Origin of the sequence: Kribbella sp. NBC_00889, from assembly GCF_045207705.1 — a bacterium.
GTDB lineage: Bacteria > Actinomycetota > Actinomycetes > Propionibacteriales > Kribbellaceae > Kribbella.
Genome location: NZ_CP108783.1, coordinates 8,970,534 through 8,993,253 on the forward strand (window position 1 = coordinate 8,970,534; position 22,720 = coordinate 8,993,253).

Genomic DNA, 22,720 nt, shown 5'->3' on the forward strand with positions numbered 1-22,720 from the left:
CGTCCCCACCCTTCCCCGTCACCCCCGTTTGATGGGCTGACCCATCACCGGGTGGGTTCGCCCACTGCATGCGGCAGGTCAACCCACACTCTGCTGGGTCAGCCCATCAAACGGGGAGCCTGGTCCGGGGGAGGGGAAGGGCTACTTGACCGCGCCCGCGGTGACGCCGGCGACGAAGTGGCGTTGGGCGAGCAGGAAGCCGATCACCACGGGGACGCTGACCACGAGGGCGGCGGCCATGATCTGGTTCCAGTAGATGTTCGTCTGGGTGGAGTACTGGCGCAGGCCGACGGACAGGGTGCGATTGGCCTCTGTTGTCATCACCGACGCGAACAGGACCTCACCCCACGCGGTCATGAAGGAGTAGATCGCGACCGCGATGACACCGGGCCGCGCGGCCGGGAGTACGACGCGCCACAGGGCGCCCATCGGGCCGCAGCCGTCCACCAGTGCCGCCTCGTCCAGCTCCCTCGGGATGCTGTCGAAGTACCCGGCCAGCATCCAGATCGAGAACGGCAGGCTGAACGTCAGGTACGTGATGATCAGCCCGAGCCGCGTGCCGACCAGTTGCAGCCCGAACGAGTTGTTGATGTTCACGAAGATCAGGAACAACGGGAGCAGGAACAGCACACCGGGGAACATCTGCGTCGACAGCACCGTGGTGGTGAACACGGTCCGGCCGCGGAACTTGAACCGCGACACCGCGAACGCGGCCAGGATCGCCAGCACCACCGACAGCACCGTCGCGGCCACGGAGACCACCGTGCTGTTCACGAAGTACCGGGCCAGCGGGACCGTCTTCCACATGTCCACGAACGGCGCGATGGTCAGGTTCGACGGCCACCAGGTGAAGGCGCCCTGGACGTCCTTCAGCGGTTTCAGCGACGAGGTGATCATCACGTACAGCGGGATCAGCACGAACAGCCCGAGGACGACCAGCACGACACCCCGGTAGACCTTGAAACCTCTGGTCTCACGCACGGCGCGACCTCCTTCCCGTGATGAGCAGATAGGCGCCGGTGACGATCATCAGGAAGATCAGCAGCAGCACGGACATCGCCGCACCGGTGCCGAAGTTCCAGGTCAGGAACGACGCGTTGTAGATGTGGAACGTGATCAGGTCACCGGCCGGCGGCTGCGCCGTACCGAACAGCACGTACGGCGTGTTGAAGTCGCTGAACGTCCACAGGAACAGCACCAGCACGAGCACGAGGTTGACCGGCCGCAGCGAAGGCAGCGTGATGTTGCGCCATTGCCGCAGGTTGCCGGCCCCGTCCACCGCCGCCGCCTCGTAGACATCCCGCGGGATGCTCTGCAGGCCGGCCATCAGGGTCAGGAACGCGAACGTCCACAGCTTCCAGGTCGCGACCGTGATGAGCGAGACGAGCGCGTTGCTGCCGATCAGCCAGAACGGCCGGTCGGAGCTCAGGTGCAGGTTGTCCACCAGCACGTGGTTCACCACGCCGGTGTCACGCTGCAGCATGAAGTTCCAGGTCAGGATCCCGGCGTACGCCGGCAACGCGTAGGGGACCAGGAACAGCGTGCGGACGAGACTGCGGCCCCGGAACTGCGGCTGCAGCGCGACCGCCGCGGCCATCCCGAACACCCACGAGAGCCCGACCGTGATCAGCGAGAAGGCGACGGTGACCCCGAACGACTTCAGCAGGCCCTCGCCGACCGCGTTGTTGAAGTCCAGGGCGACCTTGTAGTTGTTCAGCCCGGCGCTCGGCGCGGCGGACCAGTTCGCGATGTAGAACTTGGTCAGTTTGACGAAGCTCATCCAGATGCCGACGAACATCGGGACGATGTGGATGAGCAGTTCCGCCAGCACCGCCGGTGCCAGCAGGAGGTAGGGCAGCCACCGGTTCAGACCGGGCCGGTGCTCCGGGCCGCGCTTCTTGTTCTTCGCGGGTTTGGCCTCGGCTGCCGGCCGTGCTTCGGATGTGGCGACGGACATCGTCTGGGTCGCCTCCTGTCTTGTCGGGATCGGTGGTGGGCTGACGCGGGCAGTGGCCCGGACGGCGTCGTCCGGGCCACTGGGCGTGGCGTCAGCTACTCGCGGCCACCTGATCCTCGGCGGTCTTCAGGGCCGCCTTCACATCGTCGGCGGTCACCGTCCCGCCGGTGGCGATCTTGGCGAACATGGTGTTCATCGCCTTGCCGACGGTGCTCTCGAACTGGTCCTCGGCCGGCACCAGCGGCAGCGGCTTGGACTTGGTGTTGTACACGTCGGCGAAGGTCGCGGCCTCGGTCGCGTCGGTGGTGAAGACCGGCTTGGCGTCCTTCAGCACCGGCAGCGAGGCGAACGGCTTGCCCAGCGTGGTCTGGGTGGTCGCGTCCGTCATGTACTTGACGAACTTCAGCGCCGCGTCCTTGTGCTTGGTGTTCTTGAAGACCGACAGGTTGATGCCGGCGACGTGGCTGGCCACCTGCTCACCGCCGGAGGGGGCCGGGAACGGCACGACGCCGTACTCGCCGGCCTTCATGCCGTTGGCAACGATCGAGGAGTCGGCGTTGTTCTGGTTGATGACCATCGCGACCTTCTTGGTGGCGAAGTCGTTCACCGACTTGGTGCCGTTGTCGTACTGCGCGTTGGACGGGTTCGCGACCTTGTCCTTCTGCATCAGGTCGAGGTACCGCAGGACGCCCTGCACGTTGCCGTCACCGGTGAAGGTCGGCTTGCCGTCGCTGTTGAACCAGTCGGCCTTGTTCTGCGCGGCGTTGATGAAGGCGAAGTGCACGTTCTCGGTGTAGCTGCCGGCCGCCAGCGCCATGCCCCACTGCTTCTTCGCGGGGTTGGTCAGCTTCTGCGCGTCGGTGACCATCTCTTCCCAGGTCTTCGGCGGCTGCAGGCCGGCCGCGGCGAACATCGCCTTGTTGTAGTACAGGCCGTAGGCCAGACCGTAGAGCGGGACCGAGGTCGGGTCGGTGCCCTCCTTGCCGCCGGTCGCCAGGGCCGTCGGCACGAACTTGTCCTTGCCACCGATCGCGCTCATCGCGTCGCCGTCGAACGGCAGGAACGCGTCGGTCGCCTGCAGCGACGCGGCCCAGGTGTTGCCGATGTTGACCACGTCCGGCGCCTGGCCGGAGGTGATGGCGGTCTGGATCCGGGTCTGGAGGTCGTTCCAGCCGATCACCTCGAGGTTGACCTTGATGCCGGTGTCCTGGGTGAACTTCTGCAGGACCGGGGTCAGCACCTCCTTGTCGTTGTCCAGGCTGGTGCCCTGGTTGCTGGCCCAGTAGGTCAGCGTCTGGTCTCCACCCGAACCACCGTCGGAGGAATCACCTGAGTCGCTGCCACCGCAGGCGGCCAGGCTGATTCCCAAGGCGGTCACCGCTGCCGCGGCTACAAGCGAACGCAGTCTCACGTCGGACTCCCTCGTCCCGTCGAGCCTCCACGGACCTGTGAAGGCGGATCGGCCCCATAGTGGCCTAACCGGTTAAGTTTCGAAACCCTAACCGGTTCAGTAGAGGTGTGTTCGTTACTACCTCGTGACCCGGCCAACCTTCACCTCCGGCCGGGCAAGCGCAATCCGACACACTCCGGATCCGCCCGAATTCACAGAGTCTTCAAAGACCGCCGTCAGGAGTTCGCCGGCCCGGTCGACTCCCGCACCCGCAGTTCCCCGGCCGGTGCTTGTTCGTGCAGGTCGGTTTCGCCGGCCGCGACCCGGAACAGCAGGTCGGCGGCGGCGCGGCCGCGTTCCATCGTCTTCTGGTCGATCGCGGTGATGCCGGGCCGGGCCAGTTGGCACAGGGGCGAGTCGTCCCAGGCCAGGATCGAGACCTCGCCGGGGACCGCCGTACCGAGATCCATCGCGACCCGGAGCGAGGCGACCGCCATCAGGTCGTTGCCGAGCACGATCGCGGTCGGCGGGTTCGGCCCGGTCAGCAGCAGCCGGGTCTGCTCCGCGCCGTCGTCGTACCGGTAGCTGCCCTCGATGTGCCGGACGCGGATCCCGCGCTGCTCGGCGTGCTCGTGCAGCATCCGCACCCGCAGTTGCTCGTGCACGAACGTGAACGGCCCGCTGATGTGCGCGATGTCGCGGTGCCCGAGCCCGGCCAGGTGGTCGAGCAGCAGCGTGACGGTCTCCTCCGGCGAGCTGATCAGCCGGCCGGCCTGGTCGTTCGGCGCGTTCGAGCTGACCACCACGCACGGCACCCCGAGGTCCTGCAGCAGCGGGATCCGCGGGTCGTCGTCGTGCTCGTCGAACAGGATGAACCCGTCGACCCGCCCCTGCCGCGACCATCGCCGCAGTACGTCGAGGTCCTCGCCGTGCTCGCCGGTCAGCCGGAGCAGCAGCGAGGAGTCGACCTCGTTCAGGTACTGCTCGATGCCGACCAGGGTGCGCATGTAGAACGCTTCGGTCGAGATCAGCGCCGGGTCGCGGGCGATCACGATGCCGATCGTCCGGGTCCGGCTGGCGGACAGCGCGACGGCGGCCGAGTTGGGGTGGAAGCCGAGCTCGTCGGCCAGCGCGAGGACCCGCTGCCGGGTCTCCTCGCTGACGCCGGCCCGGCCGTTCAGCGCGTACGAGACCGACGCCTTCGAGATCTGCAGAAGGCGCGCGAGATCGCTGATCGTGACTCGGTGACTCCGGCGCCCACCACTGCTCGCCGGACCGTCGTCAGCGGTCTCACCGCCGGCCAAGGATCCGGGTGTCGTCATGGTTGTTCCCTACCCCGCACAGACGGGAGAGTAGCAGCGCCGGTTGTGGGCAGGCGCGGATCGCGAGTCTTGGATAGCGTTATCCCATGATATCTACTGAGCCGCTGCGACTCGATTTCCTGCCCTGGGAGTACCACCGGATCGCCACCGACGAGGAGCGTGAACGGCAGGCCGAGCGGCAGCAGCGGCTGGGCGGATCGCTCACGCTCGCCGGCACGGCGTACGTCGCCGAGTCGGCCGCGGTGTACTGCGACGAGCTGGAGATGGGGGAGCGGTCGTACATCGCGGCGCACGCCTACGTCACCGGCCACATCGCGCTGGGGTCGGACTCGACCATCAATCCGTTCTCGGCGGTGCGCGGCCGGATCACGATCGGTGACGGCGTGCGGATCGGGGCGCATACGTCGCTGCTCGCGTTCAACCACGGCACCGCGCCGGGTCAGCCGATCTTCCGGCAGCCGCACACGGCGCTCGGCATCACGGTCGGTGACGACGTCTGGATCGGCTCCAACGTGACGATCCTCGATGGGGTGACGGTCGGACCGCACTCGATCATCGGTGCCGGCGCGGTGGTCACGAAGGACGTTCCGGCCAGCACGGTCGTGGCCGGCAATCCGGCCCGGGTGCTCCGGTCCCGCGAGTCCGGCGCTTCGGTGGCTCCCACGTCTGATCTGGCCTCGCGCCTGACCGCCTTCGCCGCCAAGGCGCGTGACCAGGTGGACGACGTACTGGCCCGGTGCTGGGACGGCGAGCGCTTCGTCGACCGCCCAGGGCTCGAGCACGAACCTGCGATCCGCCCGTGGTGCGACGCGATCGAGATCGCCGACGTACTGCTCCGTCGTACGCCCGCAGGTCACACCCGCGACGACCTGGTACGCCGCCTCCGCGCGCGGCAGGATCCGAAGAGCGGACTGGTGGCGCCGGGGGACCTCGCTGACGCCGGTCTGGAGGTCCCCTCCGACGCCGGACTCGCTGTGCTGGAAGGGCCGGCGAGCTACCACATCCTGTGCGTCGGGTACGCGTTGCAGGTCCTGGACAGCAGCTTCGAGCACCCGATCCGGACCGACTTCGAGCCGGGCGAACTCGACCGTCTGCCGTGGGCGCGGCACGCCTGGTCGGCGGGTTCCGCGATCGATGCCTTGGGCACCGCACTCGCCCGGAATCTCCATGACCACAAGGAAACCGGGCCCTTGATGACGTTGCTCGGCTGGCTGACGGTCCGGGCCGATCCGTCGAGTGGCGCTTGGGGTCAGCCGCATCCGGACGACGGCTGGTTGCAGGTCGTCAACGGGTTCTACCGCTTGACCCGTGGTACGTATGCGCAGTTCGGCCTTCCGCTGCCGTACCCGGAGCAGGCCGTGAAGACTGTGCTTGCCCATAGCAATGACCGCCGGATGTTCAGTGGCGACAACTACAACTCCTGCAACGTGCTGGACGTGATCCACCCGTTGTGGCTGGCGCGCAAGCAGACGAGGGTCGGGCTGGACGAGGGGAAGCGCTGGGCCGAGGATCAGCTCAGCCGGATCCTGGATCGCTGGGTGGACGGTGAAGGGTTCGCCTTCGCGCCCGACGGCTCCGACGACCGCGCGATCCCCGGTCTGCAGGGCACCGAGATGTGGCTCGCCATCATCTGGCTGCTGTCCGACTACCTCGGCCTGTCCGACGCGCTCGGCTACCGCCCCCGCGGAGTCCACCGCCCCGAGCCGCTGGTCGGCAACTACCCACTGGGGTGATCTGCCCGGACGGGGGTCCACTAGCCTGAACCAGTGGACCCCCGCACCCGTCGACTCGTCACCTCTGTCGTCCTGGCAGCGCTCGTCGCGATCGTCGTGATCGCAGCGGTCATCCGCTGACGGTCGAGGAGCCCAGGACGACGTACGGCTGGTTGGACAGGTCGGCGGCCAGACCGGGGTAGAGCGCCTGCCCGCCGTCACGATGCAGCACGCTGAAGAAGTACATCAGCGGGTACGTCGATGCCGTGTAGTCGCCGTCGATCGTGCCGGACAAGGTCTGCCCGGACAGCTCCATCGGGACCTGCTGCCAGGACTCGGACTGGTCCACGTGCCGGTAGTGCAGTGTCGCGCCGACAACGGTCGGAGCACCCACCTCCAGCGAGAGCGTGACCGGCTTGCCGCGGTCGAAGCTCTCCGGCGCCGTGTGGTTCACGCCAGGCGTGGCCGGCCGGGCCGGGGCTGCCAGCAGTGCTGCGGCCGGCGTCGTGCCTGCTGCTTCCTGCAGTTCGCCGGCCAGGGCCGCCAGGTCGATATCCATGTCCGGGATCCGGTCCGCCCAGTGGCCGTGCTCGGAGGCCTCGATCCCGAACCGCAGATCCGTCTGGTAGACGCCGTCGACGATGCCCGGGATCTCGGCGTACGCGTCCCGTGCGGCCCGATAGTGCCGAAGCGCAGACTCCAGCGAGCTGACGTCCTCGGTGGTCCGGAAGATCGAGTAGTCGACCGCGGCCCGGAACTTGCCGGCGAAGAACCGGCCCATCCTGACCAGGATCTCCAGATCGATCATGACCCGGCGAACCTGCGCGTCCGACTGGTCCACGACCTGGGTGGCGCGATCGAGGGCCTGCTGTCCGTCGGCGACCAACTGCTCGATCCACGAGGCCACCTCCAGCGGCGTGTACTTCGCCGAGAGCCGGTGGCCGGCCAGCGCAGCGACGTACTCGTCGATGCCGTAGAAGGTGGTCGGGTCGAACGGGCTGACGCCACCCCAGTTCGCCGGGGGGTCGGTGTCGCCGGCGTAGTGATCCGAGTGCACCCGGGATGAGATCGGGAGGTTGAGGTACACCTCCGGCCAGTAGCCGTTGTTCGATCCACCGACACCGTGGACCACTGTCACCAGTGGGAGGATCCGGCTGAGCGGGCTCAGCGCGTCCTCCACAGCCGCCGCGGCCTCGCCGTACGTCGACCGAAGGTGGCGCTGCCACGTCTCGGGCTCGGCATCGGGGTTGTAGAGGAGCCTGCCCCACAACAGGTAGCCGTAGCGGTACTTGGTCCACTCCCGGTTGCCGGGCAGCCGGAGGTCGTCGCGGACGTACGGGTCGCGCCCGCCGGGTTCGCCGCTGCCGTGGCGTCCCTTGAAGAAGAGGGGTTCACACAGGTCGACACCGCGGGATCCACCGAACGTCGACAACCGCCCGTACCCGGCCGCGATCGCGGGATCGCCCCATGCCAGCAGCTTCTGCGTCCCCGGCCAGACCCGGAACATCAGGTCGACGGTCCGGTCCTCGCGCAGGAAGTCGCCGTACCCGTAGCGGGTGAACCGGCGGGAGAACTCGGTGATGCCCTTCATCTCGTGGCCGGGCGGAATCGGCTTGGCGGCCTCCTTGGCCCGGATCGAGGCCTGGTGGTACGGCAGTCCGACATGCTCGGCCCAGTACTTCGCGGACAGCACCGGGGACAGGTTCGGCAGGTCGACGGCGTCGAGCAGGGCCTGGTCGACCCCCTTGGCGTGCATGTCGATCTCCAGCGGCCGGCCGACCGAGTTCGCCCCCTCGAACACAGCCCGCCAGAAGATCTCGTGCCGATCGTCGGGGATGCCGCCCTCGTAGTGCACCCGGAAGGTGAGCCCGTCGATGTCGGGGCACTCGGTGAGCAGCTTGGCGATGCCGGCCCCGCAGTACGCCGCGTGGTTGTCCGGGCCGAGCCCGCTGATCGGGTATCGGTGGACCGAGTCCCGGCCGTAGTCGTACGCGTGGTTCCACAGGCCGAGCTGGAACTTCAGCCCACGGCGCTTGCTCTCGGCGGCGATGAAGCGCAGTGTCTCCAGGTTGCGCTTCTGCTCATCTGCTCCGACCCCCTCGGCCCGTACGTCGTAGCCGTCCACGTCGAACAGGAAGGGATAGGCAAGGCACAGGTAGTTGTCGGTGGCGCCGTGCCGATCGGCGCCGTAGTTGTACTGCATGCCGAGCGCCAGGTGGAACCGGTTGAACCGGGAGGCGGCCAGCCAGGTCAGGTACTCGGTCCAGAACTGCTGGTCGTGGAACCAGGACAGATCCTCGTCCACGCTGGAGAACGACCGCACCACGCCCCGGACGGGAACGGCCGGCTGCTCGGCGAAGGGCGTCGTACCGGCGAGGTCCTGGCCGGCCGCGACCCGGTCCGCGAGTTCGAGCACGCCGCACCGGAGGCCGGTCTCATCGTTGCTGACGACAGCGATCTCGTCGTCGACACGGAGTACGGCGTACGACTCGGGCTCATCTGCGAGGTCCGCGGCGGGGACCTCGTCGGGGGTGGCCAGCCGGACCGGTGGGTCGTCGGCGGCGATCCCCCGCTCCGCCAGGGCTTGCAGGAGCTGCTCGATCGCCCAGGTGGCGGTGCGGCCGGTGGTGACGGGGTTCTGCTCGTTCATAGGGCTCCAATCACTTGCCGTCGAGGGTTTTGCCGGCGTCGGCGAGGAACTTCGGGACACCCTGCTGGATCGAGATCTTCTTGAACGCGATGTCCTGGCTGGTCTTCAGCAACAGGTCGCTGACGGCGGTCGAAGCGGCCGGGCCGGCCTGCGGCGGGGCGAAGGCGTTCTTCAGCGCCAGGTCGGTGTAGGCCAGCACCTGCTTCTCGCTCGCCGACAGGTCACTGCCCTTCAGCAGCACGTCCCGGCCGGAAGCCGAGGCGGGCGGTCCGCTGATCAGCCGCAGGGTCTTCGCGGCCTCCTCGCCGTTGGCGAACCAGTTGATGAAGCGGGTGGCATCGTCCGCGCGCTGGCTCTTGGCGTTCAGCGACAGGTAGCTGCTCGGCGCCGGGAAGGTCGGGCCTCCTCTCAGGGTCCTTCTTCACCGATGTAGAAGCGGTTCGGAAAATCGGCCGAAGTCTTCAGATCTGGTGTCTGGAGGACTCCGGCCGGAGTTGTTGGACGTTCAAGAGTTACCGCTTGGTGGAAGTGGGGTTCCACTACGCGAGAGATTAGGACGCCTCCGGACGATGCGCAAGACCGGAGTGCATTCGTATTCATCAGCCTGGAACAGCTCTGCCGCCGGCGCTCGCCGACTCGGCCGGGCGCTAAGGTTCTGGCGCATGAGCTCCAGTGCGCGGTCGCCGTACCTGCTGCGGGCGGGCCTGGTCCGCAACGTGCGATCGGGGGAGCACCTCACCACCTTCGTGGTGTCCGGGGTGGCGACCGTGCTGATCACCCGTCTGTTTCTCGGCTTGAGCGGCTACCCCCAGATCGGCGGCAAGGGGCTGCATATCGCCCACGTGCTCCCCGGAGGCCTGCTGATGCTGGTCGCCATCGTCCTGCTCCTCGGGTACGTCGGCCCGGTCGTGCGACCCGCGGCCGCACTGGTCGGCGGGGTCGGGTTCGGCCTGTTCATCGACGAGGTCGGGAAGTTCGTGACGTCCGACAACGACTACTTCTACCAACCGGCCGCCGCGATCGTGTACGTGATCTTCGTGCTCATCGTCCTGGGCACCCGGTTCATCGCCACCCGGCGGCCGATCGATCCGCGCGAGCAGTTGGCCAACGTGGTCGACCATGCCGTGGAGGGCGTGGCGGGTGGCTTGTCCCGCCGTCGGCTCGCGCAGGCGTCGCAGCAGCTTCGTCAGGTGGGCCTCGACGTGGCGGGCCGTCAGGAGACCCGGGAGCTGTTGGCCGCGTGCCCGGCCGATGAGGTGGAGCTGGCCGCGCCGGTGGACGCCGCGTGGCAGGCCCTCCAGCGTGGCTTCGACCGACTGGCCACGCATCGCTACGCGCCTCGCGTGGCTGTCGGCGTACTGGTGGTCCAGGCGATCGGGGCGCCAGTCATCGCGGCGGGGATCCGCTTCGACGACGGGCTGTTCACCGACTTCCCGGTGCTCGGGGTGGCGGCCGGGAGTTTGCTGTCGGCAACCTTCACGGTGCGCGGCTGGCTGCAGCTGCGGAAGGGCAACCGGGCCCGGGCGATCCGGTTGTTCGAGCTGGCGGTGCTGGTGTCGTTGCTGGTCACCCAGGTGTTCCAGTTCGCCGGGACCCAGTTCGCGGCGGTCGGCGGGATGCTGCTCGACCTGGTGCTGCTCGGGCTGCTGGGCGCCGAGCGCGACCGGATGCGGCGCCAGGAGACCGAGGCGGCGAAGGCTAAGACGTGGGGACTGCCACCGGACTCAAGCCGGCCTCCGTTTCCCGAGGACCCGTCGGATCCTGTGTAGCCTTCCACCGCTCGTTCCGGCCGATCAGCACCGGTGACATGGTCGCGACCAGGTAGACCGCTCCGGCCGCGAGCAATGCGGGCGCCAGACCGATGCCGGCGATCGCAGCACCGGCCACGACGCCACCCAGCGGTACGCCGGTCCAGCAGACCGCGTCAGCCAGCGAGTTGACCCGGCCGAGCATCTGCCGCGGGATCCGCTCGATGAACAGGGCGCCCAGCACCGGGTTGATGAAGCCGGCCCCGATGCCTCCGACGGCGTAGATCGCCATCACCATCCACACCGGCGCGTCGAACGCCATCACGACGAACCGTGGCGCACCGCAGATCAGGAACGCGAGCGTGAAGACCAGCTTGCGCGGGATCCGGTCGCCGACGGCCGACGCGACCAGTGCGAACACCGTGGCAGTGATTCCGAACGAGAGGAGGATCAGACTGGTGTGCCCAGGCCCGAAGCCGTGGTCTCTGATCCAGACCGGCAGTAGTACGGCCGCGATCGCGGCGTCGAGCAGGTTGGTCACCGCGATCATCAGGACCAGCGGCATCATCAGCTTGTCCTTGCGGAGGAATCGCCAGCCCTCCAGCAGCCGTTGACCGTAGCTGCCCTCCGGCTCTTCGTCCGCTGCGTTCTTGGCGGCCTGGTGCCGTCGCGGGATCCATCGGTAGATCAGTACGGCGCAGACTCCGAACGACGCGGCGTCGATCCACAGTGCATTCACCTCGCCGACCAGCGTGATGAGTGCACCGGCGATCGCGAACGCGATGAAGCCGGCCAACCGCTCGGTCGTGCTCTCCAGTCCGGTCACGCGCTCCAGCGGCACCTTGGCCGCCTCCGCGATGTCCGGGATCAACGTCCCCTTGGCGGCATCGCCCGGTCCCCGGAGCGCCCCCGCAACGGCGACCAGCACCAGCAGCACCGGGAACGAGAGCGCGTGCAACAGGTGCAGAAGAGGGATGAGCGCCACCACTCCAGCGCTGGCGGCATCTGCCAGGACGCTGATCCTTCTCGGCCCGACCCGATCGATCCACGGGCCACCGAACGCTTTGGAAAGGACCAGCGGGCCCATCTCCGCCAGGGCCACCACACCGGTCTTGACCGGCGACCCGGTCGTCATCAGTACGAACCACGGAATCGCGATCGCGCTGACCCGCGTCCCGCAGATCGACACGACGTTCGCCACCAGGAACGCCACCAGCGGCGCTCGATCCGCCTGCCTCACAGTGCCCACACCCCTCACCTCACTTCGTCTGGTCGTTCACCGGGTCTCGCGCGGATACGCCTGGATCTGCACCGACACCTGCTCCGCGCCTTCCGGCAGCGGTGCGGTCAGATCGGCCGTCTTGTACTTCTCCAGCACCGCCAGCAGTTCGACCTGCAGCGCTTTCAGCTCCTCCGAACGCAGGTGGAACATGTAGTCCGACAGGAGGCTGGCGTCCTTCCACTCGGGCGTCAGCGTCTGCATCGAGTCGATGAAGCCGAACATGTTCTCGGCGTACGTCTGCCCGATGCCGTGCAGGAACCCCATCGCCAGCTCGGGCTCCTCATCCAGCAGTGCGGTCGGATCGAACTGGGTGCTCTGGTGTGCCGACTTCCACCACCGGTCTCGCGCGTTGCCGCGACTGTCGTCCTCGACCACCAGCCCGGCCTCGGCCAGCTGGCGCAGGTGGTAACTGGTGGCGCCGGTGTTCACCCCGAGCCGACCGGCCAGCGTCGTCGCCGTCTGCGGGCCGTACATCCGGAGCATCGCGAGCATCCGGTTCCGCATCGGGTGCGCCAGCGCCCGTACCAGGTGCCGGTCCAGGTGGACAGTCTTGCCCGGAGCTGCCGGTGTCAGGTCGTCCCTCTCGTCGCTCATGGACCGATCGTAGGACTGCAAAGGCTCTTTGCAAAGCAATTTTGCAAAGAAGTTCTGCGGTTGGTTGTCCACAGGTCGTGAAGTGGGCGTCGGGGCGGGGCCGGGTCGCGGCATCTTCTCCGGTGACAAGGGACCGGAGCGGCGGTCCGCACCACGAAACGGAGAGAACCACCATGCTGCGAGTGATGCTCGACGAGGCCGACTATTGCGACGTCCCGGCCGACCTGATGACGTTCGACGAGGGAGCGGTGGTCTTCTGGCGCGAGGGCGAGGAGGTCGGCCGGCACCGCCAGGCACGGATCCGCTCCCTGGAGTTGCTGGACATGCGCTCGATGACACGCAAGATCCGGGACGCCCGCAAGAACCACCCGAACGCGTTCCGCCCCTGGACGCCGGAGGAGGAGCAGACGCTGACCGACCTGTTCAAGGGCGGCTCAAGCAAGGAGGAACTGGTCGAGACGCTCGGCCGTCAGGTGGGCGGGATCGCGACCCGGCTGCGCTCGCTGGGGCTGCTCGCCGACGACCAGAAATTGCAATGAGTTCACTCACTGCGACCGACGGTCGACGAGACCCTTTTGGATCGGCTGGAGCGGTCGGCGACAATGGCGCGATGCAGGCAGAGGTGGATCCGGATCAGCAGCCCGGCGCACGGGAGGCGATTCGCACGGCGTTGGTGGACCAGGCGTCCCTCGTCCGTGCGCTCGGATCCGGGCGTCGGCGCGGCCACGACCAGCCGCAGTACCAGCGCGTCGAGCTGCGGTACGTCGACCTCAAGGGCCACCGCCACCTGCAGATCACCGAGTACGACGAGCGCCAGGCGCACACCCGCAACCTGGCCGCCGGACCGGAAGCGGCGAAGGCGGTGGACGAGCTGCTGGACGTGCCTTACGGGTCGTGGCACGTCGAGACCACAAGCGAGACGCTCCGGCTGCGGTACACCAAGAAGGGCAAGGAGTTGCTGCACCGGCAGGAGGACGGCCGGGAGCAGGAGACCGGCCACGACCGGGTGAAGCAGCGGGCGCTCGATCCGGATGCGCCGTTCCTGATCGAGCTCGGCATCAGCGACCACCTCGGCCGGGTGAAGCCGTCGCGGCAGTCGAAGTACAAGCAGATCGACGAGTTCTGCAAGCTGCTCGCGCCCGCGCTGGACGAGGCGGTCGCGGCGGGCCGGATCGCAACCGGGCGACCGCTGCAGGTGGTCGACCTCGGCTGTGGCAACGCCTACCTCACGCTCGCCGCGTACCACCTGCTCACGGAGGCCGGGCACGACGTACGGATGATCGGGATCGACCGCAATCCGCAGGCGCGGACGCGGAACACGCGGCGGGTGGAGGCGCTCGGCTGGCATGACCATCTGCGATTCGTCGACGCGACGATCAAGGACGCGGAGCTCGACGTACGGCCGGACGTGGTGCTGGCGCTGCACGCGTGCGATACCGCGACCGACGACGCGCTGGCGCGGGCGGTCGACTGGGAGGCTCCGCTGGTGCTCGCGGCTCCGTGTTGCCATCACGACATCCAAAAGCAGCTCAAGAGCGTCTCACCACCGGCGCCTTATGCGCTGATGACCAGATATGGCATCGTTCGTGAGCGGTTCGCCGACGTCCTGACGGATTCCCTTCGGGCGGCGGTCCTGCGACAGGTCGGATACCGGGTGGAGGTTGTGCAGTTCGTGGACAGTCAGCACACTCCGCGTAACCTGCTGCTCCGCGCCGCCCGGACCGGCGCCAGGCCGACGCCGGAGCTGGAGTCCGAGTACCGGACGTTGATCGACGAGTGGCAGGTCACACCCCGGCTCGCCCAACTCGTGCTGTCCGACGACCGCGAGGTTCGCTCGTGACCCTCTTCCGTCCCCTCGCCCTGGCCGCCGCCACGTTCTTCACCCTCGGAGTGCTTCCGCTCGCCCCGTCGGCAGTGGCCGCCGGCTCCTCGGCGACCACCGCGGCGGCCGGGCTGACGTCAGCGGCGGCGACGGCGGCGGGCTCGGCAGAGTCTGCGGGGGTGCCGATCGCGGATCCGACGCCGGGGGCGGCGAAGAAGCTGTTCACGATCGGGGACTCCCGGATCGAGGAGTCGTCCGGGCTGGCGAAGTCGCACAACTTCGACGACATCTACTGGACGATCAACGACTCCGGCGATCGCGCCCGGGTGTTCGGCATCGACCTGTCCGGCAAGGTCGAGATGGTGCTCAACTTCAACGCGCAGGTGAGCGACGTCGAGGCGATCGCGGTCGACAAGGACGGTTTCATCTACGTCGCCGACATCGGCGACAACGGGGCCAACCGGGACATGGTCTCGATCTACACGATGCCCGAGCCCAAGCAGCGCGGCGACGTGGAGAAGATGACCTACCACCGGTACGACTTCACCTATCCCGACGGGGCCCACGACGCCGAGACGCTACTGGTGGAGCCCGGGACCAACCAGCTGTACATCGTGACGAAGGCCACCAAGGGCGCCGCGATCTATGCCGCGCCGCCGGGTCCGTCGCGGGAGGGCACGAACGAGCTGACGAAGTTCGCGCCCGCGCCCGCGGGAGTCACCGACGGCGTGTTCCTGGCTGACGGCCAGCAGGCGGTGCTGCGCACGTACACCGACGTGCAGACCGTTGCCTGGGGTGAGACGCCGAAGGTGGTCGCGAAGGGTGCCGCGCCGCTGGGGCAGGGGGAGTCGGTCGCTCTCGGCAAGACCGACAACACGCTCCTGGTCGGGTACGACGCCAAGGACTCGCCCGTCTACCAGGTCCCGGTTCCGGTGAAGAAGGCCTCCTCGCCTGCACCCTCCGCGAGCGCGACTCCGAAGCCTGGCGCGACCAACGAGGCCGGCACCGAGTCCAAGAAGAACCACAGCCTCCGCTGGATCCTGGTCGGCGCCGCTGCCTTCGCCCTGCTCATCACCATCCTCACCTTCCCCCCAGGCCGCCGGGAACGCCGAGACCGCCAAGCCGAAAACGCCCGCCTGACCGGCCAAGCCCCACCCACCCCCCACCGCCGCCACACCTAACGCCCGCCGCCCCTCGCTGCCCAACCGGGTCGCTGGCGGGTTGTTTGGCCGATGGCGGACAACAACCGGCCAGCGGTGAGATAACCCGCCATCGACCCCGGATGCACGCCAATCAGCCGCCGACCTCACGAGGAGATCGGCGGCTGATCGGCGTACGGGGTTACTTCAGATGGTCGACTACGTAATCGATGGCTTGGGTGAGCTTTTCGACGTCGTCGGGGTCGACGGCCGGGAACATCGCGACCCGGAGCTGGTTGCGGCCGAGTTTGCGGTAGGGCTCGGTGTCGACGATCCCGTTCGCGCGCAGGGTCTTCGCGACTGCCGCAGCGTCGATCGAGTCATCCAGATCCACGGTCCCGATGACCAGCGACCGTGCATCCGGGTCTTCGACGTACGGCGTGGCGTAGTCGGACTTCTCGGCCCAGGTGTACAGCCGGTTGCTCGAGTCGGTCGTCCGCCCGACGCTCCACTCCAGCCCGCCCTGGTTGTTGATCCAGTCCGTCTGCTCCGCCATCAGGAACAGCGTGGCCAGCGACGGCGTGTTGTACGTCTGGTTCTTGCTCGAGTTGTCGATCGCGGTCGCCAGGTCCAGGAACGCCGGGATCCATCGCCCGGACGCGGTGATCTCCTCGACCCGCGCCAGCGCCGCCGGGCTCATCACGGCGATCCACAGCCCACCGTCGGACGCGAAGCACTTCTGCGGCGCGAAGTAGTACACGTCGACCTCGTTGATGTCGACCGGCAGACCACCCGCACCCGAGGTGGCGTCGATCGCGACCAGCGCACCCTCGTCGGCGCCCGCCACCCGCTGGACCGGCGCCATCACACCGGTGGAGGTCTCGTTGTGCGGCCAGGCGTACAGGTCCACGCCGGCCTCCGCGACCGCGACCGGGCGCGTCCCGGGATCGGACTTCACCACCGTCGGGTCGCCCAGGTGCGGCGCGAGCTGCGCGGCCTTCGCGAACTTCGAGGAGAACTCACCGAAGCTCAGGTGCTGGCTCTTCTCCCGGATCAGCCCGAACGTCGCGATGTCCCAGAACGCGGTCGATCCGCCGTTCCCGAGCACCACCTGGTACCCGTCGGGCAGCTGGAACAGATCCGCCACACCCTGCTGCACCCGGGCCACCAGGTTCTTGACCGGCGCCTGCCGGTGCGACGTACCGAGCAGCTTCGCGCCTTCGGTCGCCAGCGCGGCAACGGCTTCCGGACGCACCTTCGACGGTCCGGCCCCGAAGCGGCCGTCGGCGGGCTTGAGCTCTGCAGGAATCTGAATGTCGCTGGTCACCAGCGTTTCCCTTCGTCGTCTGCCATTCCTGAGCCGACGACGCTGTCAGCGAACCCCATACTCCCATACCGCACCAGCCCGACCGCTCCGGGTCTCACCCGGGGGCGCGCGGCTACTCGTGCTTGCGGGTGATGGTCTGAGTCCCGGTCAGCACCGCGACAGGCCCGTCCGGGGTGTCGGTCCACTCGCCGCACTCACCGCCGCCCTCGGCGACCTCGAGCGTCAACTCCGAGCCGTCGTCCATCCGCAACGCCGGGTGGTAGTAGGACGCGACCTTCTCGGCCTCACCCTCGATGTAGTGGCCGATCAGCGCGCGCCGGAAGCGGTCCGTGGTGACGTTCGGGTTGCTGCCGTGGACCAGCGCGCCGTGGAAGAACAGCACATCACCTGGTTCCATCGCGATCGGTACGGCGGCGCCCTGCGCCGGCAGCGGAACGGTCACGTCGGTGAAGCTGACCGTGGTGTCCGCCTTCTCGGTGCACAGGATCGGCCAGCGGTGGCTGCCGGGAACGACCTCGAGGCAACCGTTCGCCTCGTCCACGTCATCGAGCGCCATCCACGCGGCCACGCAGGTGCCGGGCTCGGCCTTCAGGTAGAAGTTGTCCTGGTGCAGCGCCTGCCCGCGAGACCCCGGCGGCTTGAAGTAGATCATCGTCTGGACCGCGTACGGCGACCGGCCGAGGATCTCGGTCATCACCTTGTCGAGCCGCGCATCGATCATCCAGCGCAGCGACGTGTCGTCCCAGCGGTGCATCTGCGCCATCCGCGGGTACCGGCGGAGCGGGTCGCGGTCGGCCGAGGTGTGACCGGCGAAGTCGCCCTGGTACGACCCCCGGTGCCGCAGTTCCATGTAGTGGTCACGCAGCCGCTCGACCTCGTCGACCTCGAACAGCCCACGCACCAGCGTGTAGCCCGCCTGCTCGAACTCTTCCTTGTACGAAACGCTCATGCACAGCTCCCGCGAGAGATCCGTCATCGGTGTCCGGAGTCGTCTACCGTCTTCCAGACAGCATTATTCTCCAGATGTCCGCTGAGACCGGCCACGGATGATTCGCGCGAGGAGTTGAACTTTTGTCGCATTACCCGGCACCGTTGACGCTCGGCCTGTTGTCGCCGCCGACGTTCTGGCGCTGCGAGCCCAGCTGGTCGTGGGTGTCCCGTCCGCTGCCGGATCACCTGCTGTGGTGTGTGCTGGACGGACGAGGCTCCATGGAGCTGGCGGGCGAGCGACGAGAGCTGCATCCGGGTGTGTGCGCAGTTTTCGCGCCAGGTGATGCGCCAAGAGCCACGCACGATCCGCGGCGGCGACTGCTGGTGTTCGGTATGCATTTCCAGGTCGACCGGCGCGGAGTGGTGCCGGAGCCGCGGTGGGGCGAGGTGATGGACCGGGAGTTGCTCGGCGTGCTCGCGCGGACAAGTGATGCGTCGTACCGGCGGCAGGATCCGTTGGGCAGACGGCAAGCGGAGTTGTGCTTGGAGCAGGTGCTCGGGCTCGTCTGGGACGCCGTGCACAACCCCGGCCGGAGCGCTACCGACACCGCGGTCGACGAGGTGGCACGGCAGCTCCGCCAGGACCCGGGGCACGACTGGACCGTCGCCGAGATGGCACGCGGCGCTGCCCTGTCCAGAGCGCAGTTCACGCGCCGGTTCGTCGCGCAGCTCGGCATGTCACCAGCGCAGTACCTCATCCAGTGCAGGATCGACCGCGCTCACGAGTTGCTCACCGAGACCGGCCTGACAGTCACTCAGACGGCCGCCGCCCTCGGCTACACCGACGTCCCTTACTTCAGCCGCCAGTACAAGCAGCGCACCGGCCGCTCACCCAGCCAGGACCGCTAACCCAGCCAGGACCGCTAGGCCCAGCCCGGATTCCAGCCCTCGATGGCGGTGGCAGGGCGCGTGCTCGGGCCGGAGTAGATCGCCGACGGCCGGATCAGCCGCCCGGTCCGCTTCTGCTCCAGCACATGCGCGCTCCACCCGGCCGTCCGCGCACAGGTGAACATGGACGTGAACATCGGCGGCGGTACTTCGGCGAAGTCCAGCACGATCGCCGCCCAGAACTCCACGTTGGTCTCCAGCACCCGGTCCGGCCGCCGCTCCCGCAGCTCGGCCAGCGCAGCCTGCTCCAACGCCTCAGCCACCTCGTACCGCGGTGCCGACAGCTCCCGCGCCGTACGACGAAGCACCCGGGCCCGCGGGTCCTCCGCGCGGTACACGCGATGCCCGAAACCCATCAGCCGCTCGCCCGCGTCCAGCAGCCCCTTCACGTACGCACGCGCGTCGCCGCCGCGCTCCACGCCCTCGATCATCGTCAGCACTCGCGCCGGCGCACCACCATGCAGCGGTCCAGACATCGCACCGACCGCGCCGGACAGCGCGGCCGCGACATCTGCACCGGTCGACGCGATCACGCGCGCGGTGAAGGTCGATGCGTTCATGCCGTGCTCGGCCGCGGAGGTCCAGTACGCGTCGACCGCCTTCACGTGCTTGGGATCGGGCTCGCCGCGCCACCGGATCATGAACCGCTCGGTGATCGTCGTCGCCTTGTCCACCTCACGTTGCGGCACCATCGGTTGCCCGATGCCACGAGCCGCCTGGGCGACGTACGACAGCGCCATCACCGCCGCCCGGGACAGATCCTCACGCGCCTGTACGTCGTCGATGTCGTACAGCGGCCGCAGACCCCAGGCGGGCGCGAGCATGGCCAGCGCGGACTGCACGTCGACCCGCACGTCACCGGTATGGACCGGCAGCGGGAACGGCTCGGCCGGCGGCAGACCCGGGGTGAACGCACCGTCGACCAGCAGACCCCAGACGTTCTCGAACGGCACCCGGCCGACCAGGTCCTCGATGTCCACGCCCCGGTAGCGCAGCGCCGAACCTTCCTTGTCCGGCTCCGCGATCTGGGTGTCGAAGGCGACCACGCCCTCGAGCCCGTGCTGCACCTCGGTCCTCGGATCTGACATGCGACTCCCTCGTCCTCGTGATCGACGCACGAAGCCCACCAGGAGAGCCGCGCGCACCGTTGGGCGCCCAGGCAGCATATGTCTCCGGCTCGGCGACCGGACAGATGTGTGACCGGTTCGAGGTCTACGGTGGAGCACATGCCAGCCAAGCCCAATCCCGTCCTGGGTCTCGTGCTCGGGATCATCATTGGTTACGCCGGAATCGTCGGCGGGTCGTACGCCGGCACCCGGCTGGCCCTGACGCGTCAGGTCAGGTTCGACAGCATCCTCACCCACGGTCTGCAGTGGCTCCTGATGCTGGTGGCCATCGCGGTCATCGTCGGTCTGCTGATGGCGATCCGGTCGATCGGGGCCGGCGTCATGGTCGGAGCCGGCGCTCTGATGACGGTGGCCGGACTGGTCGTGATGCTTGCGCCGATCCGCGCCGCCTACGACGTGGTCAAGCTGTTCCAGGTCCCCGGCACGAGGACGATCGCCTACATGCTCACCGATGGGTCAGCACTGTTCATCGGCATCGTGCTGCTGATCGGCGGCATCGGACGCTGGGCAGGCGACGCCAAGACCACTCGGGCGCTCCGTGGCGAGAGCGGAGGCTACAACCCGGCCTACGCCGCGCAGCCGCAGCAGTGGGGTGGCTACCCGGGCCAGCAACAGCAGCCCCAGCCGCATCCGCAGGCCTACCCGGGCCAGCCCCAACAGGCCCAGCAACCAGGTCAGCAACCGGGCCAGCATCAGGACCGGCAGCAGCCCGGGGCGTACCCCGGTCAGCAGCCGCCCGGCAGCACTTTCCCCGGTCAGCAACCGCCACGGTAAATTTCCGGACTGGATCGTAACTTTCCGCTCGGAACGTGCATCTGGCTCTGCATGGAAACTCTGGTCGCCTACGCCTTCAACAACGACAGCGCCTCCCGGGCTGCCGCGGGGCGGGCACGGATCGAGGCGTACTACGACGGCCTCTGGGACCGCAAGGGCAAGCACAGCGGGTACGACGGCAGCACGATCGGTCTGCACGTGTGGGACCGGGACGACAGCGGTTCGTTCTGGCCGTCCTGGCACGACGCCGGTGAGCTCCGGATCGCCACCCAGCACGCACCGCTGGGCTATCAGCGGGTGATCGGCGACGTCCCGCCGCACGACGCGCCGGCCAAGCTGGCGCACGCGGTACGCCGGAACCCGGCCGGCTTCCTGGAGCTTGCCCCACCGTTCACGATGACGGTGCTGGATCCGGACGAGGACCGCCTGGACCTGTTCACCGACTCGATCGGTGTCGGCCGGCTCTTCCAGCTGCGGCTGTCCGACGGCTGGGTGTGGAGCAACCGGCCGGTGGCCGCGCTGCTGTTCGGCGGCACCCATGCCGCGTCGAACCGGCGCGGCTGGACCTTTGCCGCGGCCTGCGGCTGGTTCATGGACGACAGTACGCCGTACGACGGGGTCCTCGCGGTGCCCGGGGCGACCCACATCATTGCCGACGGCAAGCATCGTCGGCAGACCGTCAGTCGGATCGAGACCACCAGCGTGTGGTCGACCGACAGCCCGGACACGGTGGAGGAGACGGCCGAGGCGCTGCAGGATGTCGCGCGATCAGTAGGTCGCCTGTGGCCCGGCAAGCCGACCGTCGACCTGAGTGGTGGCCGCGACTCCAGAGTGGTCGCCGCCTCGTTCCTTGCCGCCGGTGTGGACGTGAAGCTCAACAGCTACGACGCAGTGCCGGGTGAGCTCGACGTGGCCGAATCGCTGGTGCAGATGCTCCCGCAGCAGGTCGAGCACTTCACCACCCGCAAGGCGGTGGGCGTGAAGGCGGCGAAGGTATCGGCCCAGCCGCCGAAGTCGCCGGCGCTGGTGGAGCGTGCGTTGCGCTGGCACCGGTACGCGGAGGGCCTCCGTCCGGCCAGCTACCTGTTCCACGCGCCGCCCGCCACTCTGGCCAACGTCGCCCACCTGGCCATCGGCGGTGCCGGCGGTGAAGTAGCCCACGGCCACTTCTACCCGAACGACGTACTCCAGCTCGACGCCCTCCCGCTGCACGACAAGCTGCATGCCTTCGGCAACCGTCTGCAGACCCGGCTGACCCCGACCGCGGGCCCGTCCGAGCGATCCCGGACCACCGTCGCCGAGCAGATCGAGCATGTACTGCGTAACGCGGTGCACGGCGGCATCGAGAACGCGACCATGATCGACTACTTCTACGTGGTCGAACGACTGCGTCGCTGGGGGACGACGGGGGAGCGCAGCGGTGTCGTATCGCCGCTGCTGATCCCGGCGTTCGTCCGGGCCGCGTTCGCTCTGGATCCCAGTCAGCGGGTCGAGAACGCCCTGCACCGCAAGCTGGTGCGGCACCTGGTGCCCGAGTGGGCCGACGTACCGTTCTTCAAGCCGGTCGTCGCCCCGGCGACACCTCGACCGGCCAAGAGCACGGTCCGCTGCCTGGCCGACGCGCCCGACCGCGAACTGATCGAGCAACTCCTGACCGAGGTCGACGGCTTCGATCCGGGGTCGCTCAGCACGCTGTGGGCGGCGTCCACGGCGGGCGCCAGCTCGGCCGGCGGCGAGGCCACTCTGCGGCAGGCGCTCTGGCGGGCGACGTTCGACCAGCATCTCGAGGAGATCAACCGCCACCTGCCGGAGGACACCCGCCCGGTCGTTCGGATCGCCTCACCGCGGCCCGCGCCGGTCGTGATCCCGAAGAACCGCCGCCTGGTCCGGAACTCGGCCGCCCGGCTGCTGGCATCGACCGTCCTGTGGCGGACCTTCCGCGCCAGCAAACTCGGCCGGTCCTGGCGCAGCCTCAGCAAGTAGGGCCCCAGTAGGCTC

Annotated in this window: 19 protein-coding genes; 8 read left to right on the forward strand and 11 right to left on the reverse strand. The window is 68.3% G+C overall.

Features of this window, described 5'->3' with window-relative positions:
• Positions 1–141 precede the first annotated feature (141 nt).
• From OG817_RS44245 to OG817_RS44260, 4 genes are all read right to left on the reverse strand, one after another.
• Positions 142–981, reverse strand: coding sequence for a carbohydrate ABC transporter permease (locus OG817_RS44245; RefSeq protein WP_393379946.1), 840 nt, complete (start codon positions 979–981; stop codon positions 142–144).
• Entirely contained in the window at positions 974–1,957 is a 984-nt protein-coding gene (locus tag OG817_RS44250; RefSeq protein ID WP_396392133.1) for a carbohydrate ABC transporter permease, read from the reverse strand. Before OG817_RS44250 ends, OG817_RS44245 begins: the two co-directional genes overlap by 8 nt.
• 91 nt (positions 1,958–2,048) lie before the next feature.
• Positions 2,049–3,368 carry a sugar ABC transporter substrate-binding protein gene (locus OG817_RS44255; RefSeq protein ID WP_360445055.1) on the reverse strand — a complete coding sequence of 440 codons (1,320 nt, stop codon included), beginning with the start codon at positions 3,366–3,368 and terminating at the stop codon, positions 2,049–2,051.
• 215 nt (positions 3,369–3,583) lie between these two features.
• Positions 3,584–4,669, reverse strand: coding sequence for a LacI family DNA-binding transcriptional regulator (locus OG817_RS44260; protein ID WP_396392131.1), 1,086 nt, complete (start codon positions 4,667–4,669; stop codon positions 3,584–3,586).
• Positions 4,670–4,755: 86 nt separating this feature from the next.
• Between OG817_RS44260 and OG817_RS44265 the strand changes: the two genes are divergently transcribed.
• Entirely contained in the window at positions 4,756–6,402 is a 1,647-nt protein-coding gene (locus OG817_RS44265) for an acyltransferase (protein WP_406051123.1), read from the forward strand.
• A gap of 109 nt (positions 6,403–6,511) precedes the next feature.
• Here the strand turns inward: OG817_RS44265 and OG817_RS44270 are convergent, their stop codons facing one another.
• Positions 6,512–9,031 carry a hypothetical protein gene (locus tag OG817_RS44270; protein ID WP_406051124.1) on the reverse strand — a complete coding sequence of 840 codons (2,520 nt, stop codon included), beginning with the start codon at positions 9,029–9,031 and terminating at the stop codon, positions 6,512–6,514.
• Between the two features lie 10 nt (positions 9,032–9,041).
• Positions 9,042–9,272, reverse strand: a complete 231-nt coding sequence (locus tag OG817_RS44275) for a hypothetical protein (protein WP_406051125.1) — start codon at positions 9,270–9,272, stop codon at positions 9,042–9,044.
• Positions 9,273–9,693: 421 nt separating this feature from the next.
• Between OG817_RS44275 and OG817_RS44280 the strand changes: the two genes are divergently transcribed.
• Entirely contained in the window at positions 9,694–10,800 is a 1,107-nt protein-coding gene (locus OG817_RS44280; RefSeq protein ID WP_406051127.1) for a hypothetical protein, read from the forward strand.
• Here OG817_RS44280 and OG817_RS44285 read toward each other — a convergent pair.
• Both OG817_RS44285 and OG817_RS44290 read right to left on the reverse strand, forming a co-directional pair.
• On the reverse strand, positions 10,730–12,028 hold the full coding sequence (locus OG817_RS44285; RefSeq protein WP_406051128.1) for an MFS transporter: 1,299 nt from the start codon (positions 12,026–12,028) through the stop codon (positions 10,730–10,732). The two genes, OG817_RS44280 and OG817_RS44285, sit on opposite strands and share 71 nt — an antisense overlap.
• A 27-nt stretch (positions 12,029–12,055) precedes the next feature.
• Positions 12,056–12,655 carry a helix-turn-helix domain-containing protein gene (locus OG817_RS44290; protein WP_406051129.1) on the reverse strand — a complete coding sequence of 200 codons (600 nt, stop codon included), beginning with the start codon at positions 12,653–12,655 and terminating at the stop codon, positions 12,056–12,058.
• A gap of 173 nt (positions 12,656–12,828) precedes the next feature.
• Between OG817_RS44290 and OG817_RS44295 the strand changes: the two genes are divergently transcribed.
• The 3 genes from OG817_RS44295 (at position 12,829) to OG817_RS44305 (ending at position 15,658) form a co-directional block, all read left to right on the forward strand.
• Entirely contained in the window at positions 12,829–13,194 is a 366-nt protein-coding gene (locus OG817_RS44295; RefSeq protein WP_406051131.1) for a hypothetical protein, read from the forward strand.
• 71 nt (positions 13,195–13,265) lie between these two features.
• Positions 13,266–14,495 carry a class I SAM-dependent methyltransferase gene (locus tag OG817_RS44300; RefSeq protein WP_406051133.1) on the forward strand — a complete coding sequence of 410 codons (1,230 nt, stop codon included), beginning with the start codon at positions 13,266–13,268 and terminating at the stop codon, positions 14,493–14,495.
• Positions 14,492–15,658: a hypothetical protein gene (locus OG817_RS44305; RefSeq protein ID WP_406051135.1), complete on the forward strand. Its 1,167-nt coding sequence runs from the start codon at positions 14,492–14,494 to the stop codon at positions 15,656–15,658. Before OG817_RS44300 ends, OG817_RS44305 begins: the two co-directional genes overlap by 4 nt.
• A 160-nt stretch (positions 15,659–15,818) precedes the next feature.
• On the opposite strand, the gene serC is transcribed toward OG817_RS44305, so the two are convergent.
• Entirely contained in the window at positions 15,819–16,943 is a 1,125-nt protein-coding gene (gene serC, locus OG817_RS44310; protein ID WP_406051137.1) for a phosphoserine transaminase, read from the reverse strand.
• A gap of 112 nt (positions 16,944–17,055) precedes the next feature.
• Positions 17,056–17,892 (reverse strand): phytanoyl-CoA dioxygenase family protein, encoded by an 837-nt coding sequence (locus tag OG817_RS44315; RefSeq protein ID WP_406051139.1) that lies wholly within the window; start codon positions 17,890–17,892, stop codon positions 17,056–17,058.
• Positions 17,893–18,014: 122 nt separating this feature from the next.
• On the opposite strand from OG817_RS44315, the gene OG817_RS44320 reads away from it, so the two are divergent.
• Positions 18,015–18,782 (forward strand): helix-turn-helix domain-containing protein, encoded by a 768-nt coding sequence (locus OG817_RS44320; RefSeq protein WP_406051141.1) that lies wholly within the window; start codon positions 18,015–18,017, stop codon positions 18,780–18,782.
• Between the two features lie 14 nt (positions 18,783–18,796).
• Here the strand turns inward: OG817_RS44320 and OG817_RS44325 are convergent, their stop codons facing one another.
• Entirely contained in the window at positions 18,797–19,909 is a 1,113-nt protein-coding gene (locus OG817_RS44325) for a citrate synthase 2 (RefSeq protein ID WP_360445085.1), read from the reverse strand.
• Between the two features lie 138 nt (positions 19,910–20,047).
• On the opposite strand from OG817_RS44325, the gene OG817_RS44330 reads away from it, so the two are divergent.
• Together OG817_RS44330 and OG817_RS44335 are read left to right on the forward strand one after the other, a co-directional pair.
• A complete protein-coding gene (locus tag OG817_RS44330; protein ID WP_396392116.1) occupies positions 20,048–20,722 on the forward strand; it encodes a hypothetical protein in 675 nt (224 codons plus the stop codon).
• A gap of 51 nt (positions 20,723–20,773) precedes the next feature.
• Positions 20,774–22,705, forward strand: coding sequence for a hypothetical protein (locus OG817_RS44335; protein ID WP_406051143.1), 1,932 nt, complete (start codon positions 20,774–20,776; stop codon positions 22,703–22,705).
• Positions 22,706–22,720 lie beyond the last annotated feature (15 nt).

Excerpts from the sequence above, each read along its gene's own strand:
- OG817_RS44250 (WP_396392133.1), bottom strand. The coding sequence starts at position 1,957 with ATGTCCGTCGCCACATCCGAAGCACGGCCGGCAGCCGAGGCCAAACCC.
- OG817_RS44260 (WP_396392131.1), bottom strand. The coding sequence starts at position 4,669 with ATGACGACACCCGGATCCTTGGCCGGCGGTGAGACCGCTGACGACGGT.
- OG817_RS44265 (WP_406051123.1), top strand. The coding sequence starts at position 4,756 with ATGATATCTACTGAGCCGCTGCGACTCGATTTCCTGCCCTGGGAGTAC.
- OG817_RS44270 (WP_406051124.1), bottom strand. The coding sequence starts at position 9,031 with ATGAACGAGCAGAACCCCGTCACCACCGGCCGCACCGCCACCTGGGCG.
- OG817_RS44280 (WP_406051127.1), top strand. The coding sequence starts at position 9,694 with ATGAGCTCCAGTGCGCGGTCGCCGTACCTGCTGCGGGCGGGCCTGGTC.
- OG817_RS44290 (WP_406051129.1), bottom strand. The coding sequence starts at position 12,655 with ATGAGCGACGAGAGGGACGACCTGACACCGGCAGCTCCGGGCAAGACT.
- OG817_RS44295 (WP_406051131.1), top strand. The coding sequence starts at position 12,829 with ATGCTGCGAGTGATGCTCGACGAGGCCGACTATTGCGACGTCCCGGCC.
- OG817_RS44300 (WP_406051133.1), top strand. The coding sequence starts at position 13,266 with ATGCAGGCAGAGGTGGATCCGGATCAGCAGCCCGGCGCACGGGAGGCG.
- OG817_RS44315 (WP_406051139.1), bottom strand. The coding sequence starts at position 17,892 with ATGAGCGTTTCGTACAAGGAAGAGTTCGAGCAGGCGGGCTACACGCTG.
- OG817_RS44325 (WP_360445085.1), bottom strand. The coding sequence starts at position 19,909 with ATGTCAGATCCGAGGACCGAGGTGCAGCACGGGCTCGAGGGCGTGGTC.
- OG817_RS44330 (WP_396392116.1), top strand. The coding sequence starts at position 20,048 with ATGCCAGCCAAGCCCAATCCCGTCCTGGGTCTCGTGCTCGGGATCATC.
- OG817_RS44335 (WP_406051143.1), top strand. The coding sequence starts at position 20,774 with ATGGAAACTCTGGTCGCCTACGCCTTCAACAACGACAGCGCCTCCCGG.